This window comes from Hahella sp. KA22 (genome assembly GCF_004135205.1).
In the GTDB taxonomy this organism is placed as follows: Bacteria; Pseudomonadota; Gammaproteobacteria; order Pseudomonadales; family Oleiphilaceae; genus Hahella.
In genome coordinates this window covers 6,442,701-6,457,958 of record NZ_CP035490.1, presented here as the reverse complement: position 1 = coordinate 6,457,958, position 15,258 = coordinate 6,442,701, and the positions used below count along the sequence as shown (strand labels likewise).

The following is a 15,258-nucleotide window of genomic DNA, read 5'->3' as shown; positions in this document are numbered from 1 at the left end:
CTCTATCCTTCAAAAATACGTTGCTGCACCGCCCGGGGCGTGGACAGCATTTCCTCTGCGGTGAGCGGCAGGTAATGTACGATGCCTTCGCAGCTGACTCCCGCGGGGGACTGAATACGACCGAAATCGACGAAGGGCACCAGATTACGATGACTCCAAATGTCCCGCTGATAGCCCACTTGCAGGTCCCGCGAGCTGCGGTCGAGCAAGTCGAGCATTTTTACGTAGCGTTTCAGCCCGATGGAGGTCGGGTGTCCGATAAATCCGAATTTCATAACAGTGATATCCTTTACTGAACTGCTATCCGCCAGCATCTAAACGACAGGCTGCGCGCTTTCTTTATCCGTTTCTGTATCCGTCCCCGTTGCCGTTTCTGCTTTCGTTTCAGCTTGCGGCTGAGTGGCCGGGTCGCGCTGCCAGCCGGTGGCGGTGGCCAGACTGATGCCGTCGCCTTCGTTATTGTGGGAGACCATTACCGAGAACAGGTTGACGCATCCTGGACGCAATAACGCTGACGTCAGCGCGGCCGGGTCGAATGTGGTCAACGTGCGCGAGGTGAAGCTCAGTCCGCCCAGTTCGTCCTCCCAATCCTGGTCGGTGACATTGACCAGGCGCATTTGTCGCGAGGTGTAATTAAACAGAATGCGTTCCTGATAGGTGTTGATGACCGAATGCCCGCCATTGCAGAAGTAGAAAATGGTGAGATTGCGGTTCATGCGGCCGGGATAGCTCAAGGCGTTCTCCAACAGCGAGGGGAGCACATCGGGAGTGAGTCCTTTGGCTCCGTCGCCGATGAACGCCACCACGTTGGAAGGACTGGTGAACGCGAGACTGATGCTGGCCATGAGCGCATCGCCCATCAACGCGCGTCCATACCAGCCGGAAAATCCGCGACGAGTGCGCGCCAGATTGCGCACAGCTGAAATGCCGCAGCGTCCGACGTCATACAGACCTGTGTAGTCATAGCCATGTTCGACGATCAGTTTCTCCATCAGCTTGTTGAGGCGGGCGAAGAAATAGTTCGGCGTCATGGGGGTGGTCGGTAAACGGCTCGCCATATCCGAGGGCGAATCAGGCACGGAAGCGATGGCTTCATAACGGCGCGCCACCAGCTCTGACGACGGGGCCAGATGCTGGTCCACGTAGCGAAGAAACTGTTTGTGCTCCAGCACCAGCGGGAAGTCGGTGTAAGGCGAAATATGCTCGGGGTTTTCAGTCAACTGCACAATCTGCAGCTTGCGCTGCAAGCGTCCATCGGAGAAGGGCGTGCTTACTTGATGCAGCTTGCTCTTGATGAAGAACAGGCACTGCTCGGACTGCGGATTCATTTTGTCGTTGGTGTGCAGAAAGTTGTACACCCGCGGGCTGTAGCCATAGACCGCCAAGGTGCCCAGGTAATTGCGATTGCGCTGGCAATGACGGAACTTGGGTACCGAGCCGGGATAGGTGAGTGAGTCCACCAACGCAACGCCCGCGCGCTCTGCGATGGACAACGTCAGCTCCAGCTCTTCATCATCCATGGCGCCGCACTGCCAGACCAGTTTGTCCGGGCCGTTATTCAGCAATGACATGACTTGATCCAGCACCGGCTGGACTGATTCGGGAATAATGTCCGACGCCGCTTTCGGAGCGGGCGGATAAGCAATGTCAAAGCGGCTGCAGGCTTCCAGCACCGCCTGGGTGGCCAGCAGCACCACTGGACCGCGCTTGGCGTCGTACAGCTCCATCGCCTTCTGCAGGTCTTCCTGCAGGCGATCGACATCGTTGAGGTACAGGCAGGGCAGCCCGCGGGCTTTAATCACCTCCCGTGAATCTTCCTCCGCTGATACGGTGCCCTGAAAAGCGAACCATTGATCATGACGGTTTTCCGCGCAGACGATGAAGCCTTGCGCCCGCGCTTCCCGCAGGTTGGCGATAGTGCCTTTGAATTCGTCGATCATGCCGCTGGTGACCACGATCATGAAGGGGCGGCGATACAGCTGCCAGTTGGCCATCGCGCCACAGGCCAGACTGTGCTCGCTGGGGCCGCGCAGCAGCAGCACATTGCGGCGTTCCGCCTCTTGCTCCAGATGATTGATCATGTTGGAGACCAGCGAGCCGGTGAAATAGAAACCCAGCCATTCCGATCCCGCGCGCTCACTGAGGAAGTTGATCAGATGCTCTCCCAGAGTGTTGTGTGGCAGCACCCTGGCTGTGGGTTTGACGCGGCGGTTGGCGTAACTCATTTCAAAGAAGTCCATCCACAGACACAGCAGGTCCGCCTGCAAAAGAGACCGGTCATCCGGTAGCTGACGCTCGATGTACTCCATTGGCTGGTGCCGTATGCGCGGACGTTGCGGCAGGGTGTAGACCACGGTTGAAAATGAGGACTGGAAGACGGGAATATCCGCTTGCCGCAGCGTCGTGTAGAAAGTCTGTAATTGCATGTCGATCTGCTGTGGCGCCAGATCTTCAAACTGGGGATCAGCGTAGTCGACGTACACCATGCCCACCTGGAAGTTGGCGCCGAGCAGGGGCGTTTGCAGGATTTTGTCCTGCGCCCGCTCAAGACTGTCCGCCTGAATCACCCGCATGGAAATGCGTTCCTTGCGCTTGCCCAGGAAACGCACCGCTTTGTCGCGGGCTTCTTCATAAACGGGGTGCGTACTGGGTAGCTTTTCCTCGAATTCGATATCCGCATCCAGAGATACTTGCTGGAATACTTCACCGCGAATGTCGCTCAAAACGCTGAGTCCGGTTTCGAAAAAACCGCGACTGCGGGTGACGACGATGACCCCTATCGTAATTTCCATAATCAATCTCCCTCTATTCTCGTCACTGTTCCAGGGACTTTTTCAGGCGCAAAGAAGCCCCTGATCCCTGCTAGCTGGAATCTGTCTGCAGCCGGACTACAACTTGGCTGAGGTCGATGTTTACTTAACGCAAAATCAGAGCGGCCTATTTTTCTGTCTGTGGCGGGCCGCTACGCTCATTGCATCTTTTATTGTCAGGCGGATATCTACTGGCTGGCGTCCTCCTTGCGTTCTTCTATGCGCACGATGCCTGCGTCTCCGTCGAGATAGAGCATATCCCCGGTGCGGATGCGGCGAGTGGTGGTTTTAGTGTTGACGATGGCGGGTATGCCGAATTCCCGGGACACAATGGAACTGTGCGATAACATCGATCCTACGTCGGCGACGACGCCGGCGGCGAGCACGAACAGCGGCGTCCAGGAGGCGTCGGTGAAGCGTGCCACCAGTATTTCGCCTTGCTGAAACTCTTCCGCCTGCCGGGGCAGATCCGTAATGACGCGGGCGCGGCCCATGGCGACGCCGGGACTGGCGCCGATGCCCTGAAACACTTGGTTGTCATCCGTGGGCGCTGTTTCCGCCGTTTCGCGCTGGGGGGTATGTCCGCCGACAATCGCCATAGGCGGTTCCTGCAGACGCTGGTTCAACAAGTGGCTGCGGCGGTTGCGCTCAATCAGTTCTGCGGAGAAAGCCTGTTGCGCTGATTTTTTTCCGGCCAGGTAATCGCGCAGCTCGTTGAAGTCGATGTAAGGCAAGTCCTCCATTTTCAGCACTTTCTCCGCGCTGAGGCGACGCATCACTTCGACGATGATTTTGCGGTAGAACCAGGTTTGCGCAATATAAGTGGGGCGGGTGGCTTCGCGTCGCTCCGCCATTTTGGCGTAGGTGGAGATGACGAACTTGAACAGCAGGCGAATGCGCAATGGCAGGCCTGACAGCAGGGCGCGGGTATCGTCATCCCGTTTACGATCGATCTCCTCCAGCCGTGACTCCAACTGCACGTCACTGGTCAGGTACATTCGAATCACCTGCAACAGATAACTGGGATCGTCAGCCCAGCGCGGGATGCTGAGCTCGAACTCTTGACGCCCACGGGCGCCGTAGTCGCGCAGAAACGCCATGAAATCATTGTTCCAGAAGCGAGCGCCTTCGGCGTCGTTCTGTAGCGCCTGCGCCAATTGCTCCAGCGGCGTCTCCAGAACCAGTTGTCGCAAATGATTTGAACGTTGGATGGAGGCCGCCAGATCGCAAACGCCGCGGGTCACTTCGATGGTGCGCAGGTTGCTGAGAGACGCTTTAATGCGATTCTGCAAACCTTTGCTGGTATCGCCCAGCCACTTCTCACACAGCTCGGCGAGCGCGTCGTATAGCGCGAACGACTGCAGAAAGAACGGCATATAGGCGGCGCAGGATTCCAGGAAATAACGGTCGATGCGTTGCATTTCCGCATTCAGCTCGCTCAGCGACATGGCGCTGAGATCCAGCTTCAGGAAGCGTTCGGTCTCTCGTTTGCGCAATGAGATCATGTCGCGCACGGTGCGCTCCGCCGTCATCAGGTTGCGCACTTGATACAATGTCCAGTAACCCGCGCTCTTGAGATATTGCAGCCCTTGCGGCGCTTTGCCGTAGGGGTTGGTGTAGAAGTTGAGGTCCACTTCTTCCGTAGAGTAACGCTTGGTGAATTTCAACGGGTCTCGGGTTGGAGGGCATTGAGTCAACAGCATCGCCGACGCGGAAATATTGAGATACACATGTCCCTGTAAGTAGCCCATGTAGTGCTGAGAATCGCCGATATCCAATAACCCCATGGTTTTGACCGCAGGGCCATGTACTTTGTGCTGGTAGAAGCGGCAGAACGACAGCCCCAATGGCGTCATCAGTCCGGTGACGATCTCACCGGTATCCATACGTGAGAACAGAGCGTTGTCACGTATGTAGCTATTGCTTTCATCGGCGTCCGCAAACAGTCGGTTGTCGCCGCGGGTTGGCGTGACGGTGATGGGGCGGGCCTGCAGAATCCAGATCTTGCCGTCCTTCAGCGCCCACTCAATATCCATCTCCCGTCCATAGTGACTGCGGATGGCGTTGGCGTAACCCGCGAGGGCCAGGGCTTCATTTTCGTTGAGGGTAGGGGCGTTGATTTTATCTGTCGCCGTTTTACGCAGGCAGACGCCGCCGTTCTCTGCGCGGGTGGACATCACCGGTTTTTCCCGCAGGGTTTGCTCCAGCAGTTCCATTTTCTGATTGTCGACAACAAAAGTGTCGGTGGTCACCTGACCCGAAACTACGCCTTCGCCCAATCCCCAGCAGGACTCGATGACCGTACGCTGCGGATCACCGTTCAGGGGATCGGCGGTGAACAGAACCCCCGCGGCGTCTGCATCGATCATGGCCTGAATCACCACGGCGATGCCTTGTTTGGGGGCGTTGGCGTCGTTGCTGCGGCGTTGGTCCTGACGGCCTTCGTAAGCGTGGGCGCGCTCTGTCCAGAAAGACCCCCAGCAGCGCTTCACGCAGTCCACCAGGTTTTCTTCGTTTTCTACATGCAGGTAGGTGTCGTACTGGCCTGCAAAGGAGTGTTCCTCGCTGTCTTCGCTGATGGCGGAAGAGCGCACCGCCACGCGTTCGGCCCCGATGTCCTTGTATGCGCCGACGATCGCCTGACGTAACGAAGAGGGCAGTTGGGTATCTTCAATACGCTGGCGAATTTGCGTAAACGCGCTGGCGTCCCATTGCTCCAGGCCGCTGATCCATTGATCCAGTCCTGACTCCTGCAGAAAGGAGGCGTAAGCGTCCACGGTCAGGCAGTACGCCCTGGGGACGGGAAATCCCGCCGCCGCCAGCGTATTCAGCGAGCTGGCCTTGCCTCCCAGACTTTGCGTGTTGGACTTTTGTTGTCCGGAGACTTCCACAATGTGCGAATCGTAAGTCATATCAGTTCCCTTTCCTTGATTGGCGTCTTAGCTCTGGGTTGCTGCATAGTCGCCGATATGGGAAACGACGCTGCGGTGAGAGCGGATATGCTGACGCACTTGGTCTGCGGCGTGGCAGCCAGCCCAGATGGCGCTTTCCATATTGCCCATGCCGACGCTGTCCTGATTGGCGAAGAACACCGCGCCGACGGGTTGAGAGGCGTTGGCGAACACGTCATGTTTCATTTGTCCTACCTTGGATACCACCAGGCCGCCGGGCCAGCGCCATAATTTGATATCTTCAATCAGGTCAGGGGAGTGACCGGTGGCGATCAGCATATCGCGCACTTCACCGTAGGCGGTTTGCTGCAGGTTACGGAAATTGGCTTTGTCCAACTTGCCTTGATCGGCGGAGCCGGAAATGGGCTTCAGCAGCGTCAGGACGCCCAGGTCGCCGGCGTAGGCGGGGTCTTTCCAGTTCGCCGCCAGGCAGACGCCGCTGCGGCACCAGCTGTTCGGGTAGCGACCGCCGATATCGCCTTCGATGACGTAGCCGCCGAAGTAATTGGTCAGCGCGGCTTTTTTCAAATACACACCGGCGATGGCGTAATCCCGGTGTTCAATTTCTGCGATGGCGGATTTTTGCTGTGACGGCAACCCATCCACCACCGACAGGGCTCCGTGTTTGGCTCCAGCCCAGATCAGCGCGTTGGCGTTGGCGTAATAGTTTTTGCCTTCCTGCTGAAAACAGACCTTTACGCCTTCTTGATTCTGGGTGATGGAATAAGCCCGGGAACCTGCCTTGAATTTACAGGAGCCAGTGCTCATCAGGCGCTGGCGTATGCGATCCGCGATATAACCGTTACCGCCGGGAAAGGTGACCAGAGGACGATAAAGGTATCCCACCAGGAAATGCAGGCCGACGTAGGCGGAGACGTCTTTGATAGAAAGGCACTCTACGCGTAGCGTGGTTTCCACCGCGTCTTTCACTAATGAGCCAAAGCGATGCCTGGGAACCAGATGCTGTGGCAGGGAGCGTCGCGTGGCCGGGTTAAACAGCAGGTCATGCAGGGAGACGGAATCGAACAACTCCATTTCCTCCCGCGTCCAGTCGCTGCCTTCCCGCCAAGGCATGGCGGGGTGTTTGCTGGAATCAGGAGTGAAACGATTAAGATATTGAAACAAGTCGGCAAACATGGGATCCCCCAACTTCTTCTCCGCTGAGATGAAGGGTTTGCCGGACATGGCGCTATACAACAGGTTGGCGGTCAGTCCCCAGACGGCGGGTTTCAGCAGCTCTTTGGGCTGTTTCAATAAAGCGGCGGTGACTTCACCCAGGCCCTTTATCAGGCGCTTGGTGTCAAAGATGACCAGAGTGTCTTCCGCAGTGGAGCGCCACTGGTTCCACAGGTCCAGATCCTGCAGCAGATGGGAGACTTCGTTGTCGCCGGTGGGCAATTGAAAGCAGGAGGCGCCGCTGGCGTATAACAGACCATCCCGCTGCTCCAGTCGCGCTGCGCCGCCAAAGCGGTCTCGCTGATCCAGCACCAGTAGCTTGCGTTCGCGCAGTTTCCACGCGGAAGACAGACCGGACATGCCGCCACCGACGATTATCACATCATAATCGCCAGCGTGTTGCGGGGCGGATGTATCCGTTTCGTCAAAGGAGCCTTGATTGCATTCAAAGTCTTTGCTCGGAAATACAGGCGCTTCGCCTGCATACTGTGAGTTGTCTTGTGATTCCATCTGTTCCTACCCTTCCGTTGTTTTAGTTGAAATAAGCCTGGTCACGGTCTGACCTGCGCAGATCCTTTCGATTACAGACAGATAAGAGGGATGCTATTTGTCCGCCGGATTACTTGTCTGTCGGATTACTCGTCTGTCGGATTACTCGTCTGTCGGATTAATAGTGGGACATGGCGTACAGAGACTTTTTCTGACTGACGGACTCCCACAGGACAAGCAGGGCGACAATCAAAAAGACCAAATCCACGAACACAATCTGTGGAAACGCCCGGTGGAGTATGGTGACGAAGCCCGCCAGCATGACGCATTGGCCAATGACAGCGGGAACCAGCATACGATTGAATAAATAACAAAGACCGGATGCGAGCAGCGCGACGCCACTGACCCAAGCCATTAATTGGGCATGAGCCGCCAGCCACTCACTGAGTCCGGCCAGCCAGGTTCCCTGGTTGGCGGCGGCGGCTTTCTGCAGCGTGACGCCGACATCTTCAATTTGCGGGAACGCCTTGGCGACGCCCGCCATGACGTAGAGGGCGCCAAATAGATATCTGAGAATCTTAACTATTTTCATTGGATCTGCTCTGCTCGCTGTAGTGAGGCCCGTAAGAGTGCGGGCTCTTAGTTGTAAGTCTGGCGAGGGGCGTTGACGCGCTTGCACTTTTCATTAGGCAAAAGCAGCCCCTGAAAGCCGGTGAAGGCTTTCAAAACTTAAATGACGGGGTAATGCAGGCAAATCAGCCGAACAGGCTGCTACAGACTTCCTTTCCCGTATTTTCCTTTTTTAGACCGTATGAAATATCGCGTCAGCGCAATCCCATATGTCTGGCTATCAGCTCTTTCTGAATCTCAGAGGTCCCCGAGAATATTCTCGATGGCAGGGAATCCAGAAGCAGCCGGTCGACGCCGGCGGCGCTGGAAACGCCGGTTCCGCCGAAGACCTGCATCGCGTCCAGTCCGCTTAGCACGGAACATTCCGAGATCCAGAGTTTGCTGAGGGCGATGGCTTCCTCGTAAGGTTCGGCCTGATCGTATAGCCAGCCAGCCCGATACAGCAGGAGTCGGGAGGTTTCCAGGCGCAACTTCATATCCACCAGCCGGTCCGAGATAGCCTGATTGCGGCCGATGGACTGGCCGAACTGCTTTCTGTTGCGGGCATGGTCGATGCTCTGTTGCAACGCGCGCTCCATGGCGCCGACATAGGCGGCGAACAGACAGCCGCGCTCCCAGATCATAGAGTCATGGAACATCGGCGCGCCACCGCCTTCTTCACCCAACAGGGCGGAAGCGGGAACGCGACAGTCGTCCATGTACAGCGAGCCCCATGGGCTGGTGCACAAGCCTGTCTTGGAGCCGCCATCGGTCACCGAGAGCCCAGGCGTATCCCGGGGAACCAGGAAGCCGCTGACTCCGAAAAAGCTTTGACTGGGATCTGTCTTGGCGTATATCAGGAACAGGTCGGCCACCGGGGCATTGGTGACGAAGCACTTTTCTCCGCGCAGGATGTAAGTGTCGCCGTCCCGGGTGGCGCTGGCGCGCATGGCGAAAGCATCTGAGCCCGATTCCGGTTCGGTGATGGCGTTGGCGGCGATAAGCTCGCCTTTGGATATGCGATGTAAGTAGTGTTGGCGTTGGGCGTCATCGCCGTAGCGCCAGAGAGGAACTGCGCAGGCGAACATGTGCGCGCAGAGTGAAAAGACAAGTCCCATGTCCGTGCAGCCGAAACCGAGGGCTTCCACAGTCAGCATGGTGTCCAGGGCGCCGAAACCGGAGCCGCTCCATTGTTCGGGGATAGGGAGACCTGACAGCCCCAGATCCGCAGCCCGGTTCCAGAGTTCGCGATCAAACGCGGATTCTGCAATACGTCGCCGAGCCGACTCCGAAAGTACTTGTTGAGCGAATTCCCGCACGTGGGAAACACGAGCGAGCTGCTCATCATCGAGTCGAAAGTCCATTACAAAGTCCTTCTTTCAGGATTTCCATAGATCTCTGAAAGCCGCGACGGAACACTCCGCAGCGGCGGGCCCAGGTTACGATTCCGTAACGATGGGCGTCCTTAATCTCGATATACCCACTAATACTGCAGGTCAGTACTTCCGGGACCTGCTGGAGAGGCGGTAGGAGAAGTTTAAAATACCACTGCCATTCCAAAACACAATCATTGAAATAAATATTTCATTTTAAACTTTGTCGTCTCGCGGCGCGTTAGCCCTGATATTGAGACGGTAGGAGTTTACTGCTTGTATTTTTTATCCGTATCAGTAGGGATATTCTTATCGCGAATATTTCCTCGACGATATTACCATTTGGTATTAGACGCTTAATTGTATGATTATTGAGCTATTTATATAACTCATTGATTATATTCTTGATATCCGATTTTGTTTGCTCACTTAACGGAACGATGGGTAAGCGGCATTCCTCGTTGCAAAGGCCTAACAACGAAGCGGCGTACTTGGCGCCTGCAGGGCTGGGTTCGCGAAATAACGCTTCGTGTAGAGGCGCCAGTAGGTCGTGAATACGTAAGGCTTCGCGGAAGTCGCCCTGCAGCGTTGCTGTCTGCATTTGACCGTACAAATCCGGCGCTATATTGGCGGAAACGGAGATGCAGCCTTGCCCCCCACTGGCGTTATAGGCGATAGCGGTCATATCGTCGCCGGAAAGAAAGCTGAAGGGCTTGTTGATCAACATGCGCTCACGACTGATGCGGGCCAGATCGGTGGTGGCGTCTTTCACTCCGACGATGCGCGGCAACTCCGCCAGTCGCGCCATGGTTTCAGGCTTGATGTCCACCACTGCGCGGGGAGGGATGTTGTAGACAATGATGGGAATATCTATCGCGTCGTGGACCATTTTGAAATGCTGGTACAACCCTTCCTGAGAGGGACGGTTGTAATAACCTGCGACGCAGAGCACCGCATCGGCTCCCGCCTGTTGCGCATGCTGCGCATAACGTACAGCCTCTACGGGATTGTTGGAGCCAGCGCCGGCGATTACCGGGACACGTCCTTGCGCTTGCTCCGCCACCAGCGCCACTACCCGTTTATGTTCCTCTTCCGTCAAAGTGGGGGACTCGCCTGTCGTACCCACCGGGACCAGACCGTGAGCGCCGTGTTTGATTTGCCAGTCGACAAGACCTGCAAGCGCTTTCTCATCCACTTGGCCGTTGATGAATGGCGTTATCATGGCGATTAAGGAACCACGAAACATAAATTAACTCCTTGGCAATAGAATTGACGTACCTGGGTTACGGACAAAAAAAAACCGGCGGCGAAGCAATCGCGACCGGTTTTTTCTTGGATTCCCCAGGAATTATTTTATTTGCATGCGCAAATCCCGGCCGCAAGGTGGAACCCCGGTTTCCCAGTCTTTCGTTTGAGCAGGAATGCAAAATTCGGCACGAGAATAAAACGCTAAGTAAATTTGACACCGGACTACTTTAATGCGGTCGCGCGGCGACATCAATCTGAAATTATCCGGCGGCGTCGCGCCGCCGGAGCGAGTGTCGTCACTCTTGCGGGTCGGAGTAGTTCAGCGTCATGGTGGCCGGCGTATCGTCGGCGGTCAGCCACTGTCCGTCCGGGCCTGGGGACTGATAGCTGGCGTCCATGTAATACCCCGCCTGCGATTCGCTGACGCTGTAGTAGGTAATGGCGTCATCGCTGATTTGTCCCACGGTGGCGGCGGTTTGCGTGTTGTAGGTGGCGCTCAGGCTACGCTGAGTCTCCTCATCCTGCCGCTCCCAGCGCCTCGACAGCGTCGTTGGCGTGTCGTCTTCGGTAAACCAGACGCCATCCGCTCCCGGCGCGCGAAAGCCGGCTTCTTCGATGCTTTCACGATCTGCGCTGATTGTGGAGGTGTAGTACTCGTTAATCAGGTCGTCGTAGGTGAAGGGCTCCCGGTCAGGGCCTGGAGAGCTGTAGCTGATCCAGCGGCTGAAATTGCCGTTCTCATCCGTTTCGCTCTTGGCGTGGCTGGCCAGCAAATCATCCTGAGTGAACCAGACGCCGTCAGGCCCGGGATTGTTCACTTCTTTGCTGTAGATGTTGTGCGCGTCTGCGTCGCTGCGCTCCTCGGAGTAGCCGTAGGGGATATCGTCAGCGGTGCGCCACAGGCCGTCATAACCGGGGTCGCGGTAGAACACCGTGCGGGTAAGTCCCTCTTTGGTGGTGGTAATGCTGTAATCGCTCAGGCGGTCGTCCTGCGTGAGCCAGACGCCGTCCTTGCCGGGTGAGGCGTAATTGGCGACAGCGCTGGTCTCGTCGTCATAGTCCGACACGCTGAAAGCGCTGACTTGGTCATCCGCCGTCTCCCACAGGCCATCGGCGCCGGGATGGCTGTACACCCAGCTGGCGGTGCGTACTTTATCGCCTTGGGATTTCTGCTCGTCGCGATTGACTTCAAGGATGACGTCGTCTGCGGTGAAGCATTGATTGTCTGCGCCCTGACGGCTGCGCTTGTAAAGGGTGACGGACTGTTCCTCATCGCCTTCGGAGCTTTGCAATGCGCAATTATCGGATGCGTCGTCGTCGGTGAACCAGACCCCGTCAGGACCAGGCCCCTGGTAAAGCGCAGACTGATAGAGCGTGTCTGATGAACGAAGACGGGTGTAGCTTTCCGGAACGTCATCGTCGGTGAGCCATGTCCCATCGGCGCCTGGCGCGACAAAAGTCGCCTCCAGGGTTCCTTCCGCTGTCGAACGGGTGCGAACATAGCGGCTGATCTCATCATCGCCGGTGAACCAAACCTGATCCGAACCTGAGTTTATGTAGTTAACGTTATAGTTAACCTCCTCGCCTTCGTGAGATTCTCTCCATTCCTCGAAATATCCACTGATACGGCCATCCTGGAATTCGATGCCGCGATAGCGATAAGTGTCGTCAGTGGTGAATTTTAGATCGATAGTGCTGACGGATTGTCCTTTTTCATTTTTCAGGCCGCTCATGTTCAACGCGACATGTGTCGCCAGCGGTAGAGGCGCGGCGAGGCGCAACGTCAATACCCTGGCCTTGGCGTCGTACTCCCGTTCCGCGATATCGATAATTCGCGTGGGATCGAGCTTTAACTCAATGGCGTTGACGCTGGCGGGGTCCAGCGCTTCGTTAAAGAAAAGGGTGATGACAGGGATGGCGGCGGCTTTGGTCTCGCCAGCAGCGGGGGCGGAAAAGGCCAACGCAGGCGCGTTTGAAGTCGCGGGGCCGGAAAGACCGGCGCATCCCTGTAGACCGATGACGGCCGCAGCCAGACAGATGATTTGAGTATGGGTTCGCATGGACGTCCTATGCCGGATTGTTGATTTTTTGCCAAGCAGATCAATAGGATTATTGTAAGTCGGGGCAGGCTAGCAGAAGCATTTTTTAACGCCAATTGGCCGGATGTTCTATTAGATTCTGGCGAGCCCCGGGCTCATCGCGGATGGGGAGGTACTGACGCCCCGCATGCGTAATGAGCCAGGATGTCATAATTACTTGCCGCGCGGTGCGCTTCAACTAATCTTAAAAGATAGGATGTAGACTAGACTCACCCGACTCTCTTGGCGAACTGCCGCAAAGACATACTCTGGCATGAATGAACGAATTCTTCTAATTGAAGACAGCGTGATGATCACAAAAGTGTTGCGTCACCTGATCAAGTCTGAGCTTGGCCTGCCGTGCGATAGCGCAGGGACGCTGCAGGAGACTCAGGAGTTTCTGGAAAAAGATCCCGGCGCTTATTTCGTGACGGTGGTGGATCTGCATCTGCCGGACGCGCCCAATGGCGAAGTGCTGGACTATGTGCTGTCGAAAAAGCTGCCCTGTATCGTGCTCACCGCCACCTACGACGAAGGTAAGCGTGAAACTATTCTGCAGAAACCTATTGTCGATTATGTCGTCAAAGAAAGCCGTTATTCCTACGAGTATGTCACCCGTCTGATCCGTCGTTTGCTGCGTAATCGCAGCATCAAAGTGGTGGTGGCGGATGACTCCGACACCTCACGAAACTACGTGCGGCAACTGTTGGGCACGCACCTGTATCAGGTGCAACTGGCGAAAGATGGGCGCGAAGCCTTGGAAATGATCAAGGCGGACCCGGAGATCAAAATGCTGATTTCCGATTACAACATGCCGGAAATGGATGGCTTCGAACTGACCAGGGCGTTGCGCAGGGAGTATGACAAGAAGGACCTGGTCATCATTGGTCTGTCTGGATATGGCAGCGCGACGCTGTCCGCCAAATTCATCAAGAACGGCGCCAATGACTTTCTGATGAAGCCGTTTTTTCATGAGGAATTTCACTGTCGCATCATGCATAACATCGAGGCCATGGAGAACATTCAGGCTTTGAATGATGCGGCCAATCGGGATTATCTGACTGGTATGTATAACCGGCGCTACTTGTTCAGCGCGGCCAAGGAGCTGTATCGGGTCGCCAAGGAGAATGGCGAACCGTTGACCGCGGCGATGATTGACGTGGATCACTTCAAACGCATCAACGACACCTATGGACACGAGGCGGGAGACCGCGCCATCTGTGCATTCGCCGAGATGATAGGCGAAACCTTTGGGGATTATCTCGCAGCCCGTTTTGGCGGCGAGGAATTCTGCGTGCTGTTTCCCGGCATGCGTATCGAGAAAATCTCGCCAATGCTGGAGTCGTTCCGGCGCAAAGTGGAGCAGACCGCCATCCCGTTTCTTTCCGATCACCTGCGCCTGACTGTCAGCATTGGCGCCACGGATGTTCTGGGGGACTCACTGGATAATCTGATCCGGCGGGCGGACGTCCTGTTGTACGAGTCCAAGGACAACGGACGTAACCGCCTTACGACGGATGAGGATATTTAATCCCATAGAGCGTTCTCAGGCTTTTGACAGCGCTGGCTTGCGAGCTATGGCGCCGCGTCGCGCCAAATACAGCCCGGCCACTACCAGCGCAACCCCCAAACCGGTTTGCAGCGTTAAGGGCTCGTCAAATAACAAATAAGCCATAACTGCTGTGGTAGGTGGCGTCAGGTACAGATACTGCGTCACTTTGGTGGCTTCGCCGATTTTCAGCATATACAGCCACAACAATACCGCCGCCAGTGAAAGCACGAACACAGACCACATCCAGGCGCCGATAAAGTTGGGGTTCCATTGCACCTCACGGGTTTCCAGCGTGAAGGCGGCGATCAGGAACATGGTCAGCGCAGCGATATATTGCCATAACCCCCCCGAGATCAAATCCGTCTTGCCTCCTTTAACCGATTGCCAGAGCGTCGATCCAGAGATGCCCAGCAAGGCGATAATACTGGCGGTCAGGCCTGCGCCGGTGATATGTCCAGATAGTTTTCCGCCCTGCAGCACCACTACGCCTAACCCCGCCAGTCCCAGCATCACGCCTATCCATTGCAAGGGGCGCAGGGGCGAGCCGATACCCAAAGGCCAACTGACCAGCGCGGTCAGCAAAGGCTGCACGCCAACAATCAGAGCGACGATGCCCGCCGGCATGCCCGCCGCAATGGCGTAGAACACGCCGCCGAGGTAGAGACCATGAGTGCCGATACCGGTAATCATCTGCTGGCGGCGCTGCTCGGCGTTAAGCCGCGGGCGCTTCATGGTGATCGCCAGGAGCGCGAATAGCGGCACGACCAGCAACATGCGCAGGCTGAGAAACGTGAAGGGCTCGGCGTAAGGCAGGCCCCATTTGGCGCTGACGAACCCGGTCGCCCACAACAAGACGAAAAGATAAGGGATATAGGTGGCCTGCATACTGTCTCTATCGCCGCAACGGCATTAATTTACTGAATTGAGAATCTTTATTGTAAGGGGAGCGTTAAATCTACGATAAGCCACAGA

General features: G+C 56.3%; 10 protein-coding genes. 1 reads left to right on the top strand and 9 read right to left on the bottom strand.

Features of this window, described 5'->3' with window-relative positions; genetic code table 11:
* Positions 1-2: 2 nt before the first annotated feature.
* The 8 genes from EUZ85_RS31765 to EUZ85_RS28515 all read right to left on the bottom strand — a co-directional run bounded on the left by EUZ85_RS31765 (position 3) and on the right by EUZ85_RS28515 (position 12,716).
* Positions 3-275 carry a hypothetical protein gene (locus tag EUZ85_RS31765; RefSeq protein WP_246842214.1) on the bottom strand — a complete coding sequence of 91 codons (273 nt, stop codon included), beginning with the start codon at positions 273-275 and terminating at the stop codon, positions 3-5.
* A gap of 39 nt (positions 276-314) precedes the next feature.
* Positions 315-2,792 (bottom strand): biosynthesis protein PigD, encoded by a 2,478-nt coding sequence (locus tag EUZ85_RS28545; protein ID WP_127973506.1) that lies wholly within the window; start codon positions 2,790-2,792, stop codon positions 315-317.
* A gap of 206 nt (positions 2,793-2,998) precedes the next feature.
* Entirely contained in the window at positions 2,999-5,722 is a 2,724-nt protein-coding gene (locus EUZ85_RS28540) for a PEP/pyruvate-binding domain-containing protein (RefSeq protein WP_127973505.1), read from the bottom strand.
* Positions 5,723-5,749: 27 nt separating this feature from the next.
* Positions 5,750-7,447 carry an NAD(P)/FAD-dependent oxidoreductase gene (locus tag EUZ85_RS28535; RefSeq protein ID WP_127973504.1) on the bottom strand — a complete coding sequence of 566 codons (1,698 nt, stop codon included), beginning with the start codon at positions 7,445-7,447 and terminating at the stop codon, positions 5,750-5,752.
* Positions 7,448-7,604: 157 nt separating this feature from the next.
* The gene (locus EUZ85_RS28530; RefSeq protein WP_127973503.1) at positions 7,605-8,018 is read right to left on the bottom strand and encodes a DUF6041 domain-containing protein; all 414 of its coding nucleotides are present in this window, start codon (positions 8,016-8,018) and stop codon (positions 7,605-7,607) included.
* Between the two features lie 232 nt (positions 8,019-8,250).
* Complete coding sequence (locus EUZ85_RS28525; protein WP_127973502.1) at positions 8,251-9,399, bottom strand: acyl-CoA dehydrogenase family protein; 1,149 nt, start codon at positions 9,397-9,399, stop codon at positions 8,251-8,253.
* 385 nt (positions 9,400-9,784) lie between these two features.
* The gene (gene dapA / locus EUZ85_RS28520) at positions 9,785-10,654 is read right to left on the bottom strand and encodes a 4-hydroxy-tetrahydrodipicolinate synthase (protein ID WP_127973501.1); all 870 of its coding nucleotides are present in this window, start codon (positions 10,652-10,654) and stop codon (positions 9,785-9,787) included.
* A 298-nt stretch (positions 10,655-10,952) separates the two neighbouring features.
* Positions 10,953-12,716 carry an Ig-like domain-containing protein gene (locus EUZ85_RS28515; RefSeq protein ID WP_127973500.1) on the bottom strand — a complete coding sequence of 588 codons (1,764 nt, stop codon included), beginning with the start codon at positions 12,714-12,716 and terminating at the stop codon, positions 10,953-10,955.
* Positions 12,717-13,008: 292 nt separating this feature from the next.
* On the opposite strand from EUZ85_RS28515, the gene EUZ85_RS28510 reads away from it, so the two are divergent.
* Positions 13,009-14,265 carry a diguanylate cyclase gene (locus EUZ85_RS28510; protein WP_127973499.1) on the top strand — a complete coding sequence of 419 codons (1,257 nt, stop codon included), beginning with the start codon at positions 13,009-13,011 and terminating at the stop codon, positions 14,263-14,265.
* A gap of 15 nt (positions 14,266-14,280) precedes the next feature.
* Here EUZ85_RS28510 and EUZ85_RS28505 read toward each other — a convergent pair whose 3' ends face one another.
* The gene (locus EUZ85_RS28505) at positions 14,281-15,171 is read right to left on the bottom strand and encodes a DMT family transporter (RefSeq protein WP_127973498.1); all 891 of its coding nucleotides are present in this window, start codon (positions 15,169-15,171) and stop codon (positions 14,281-14,283) included.
* Positions 15,172-15,258: the final 87 nt, after the last annotated feature.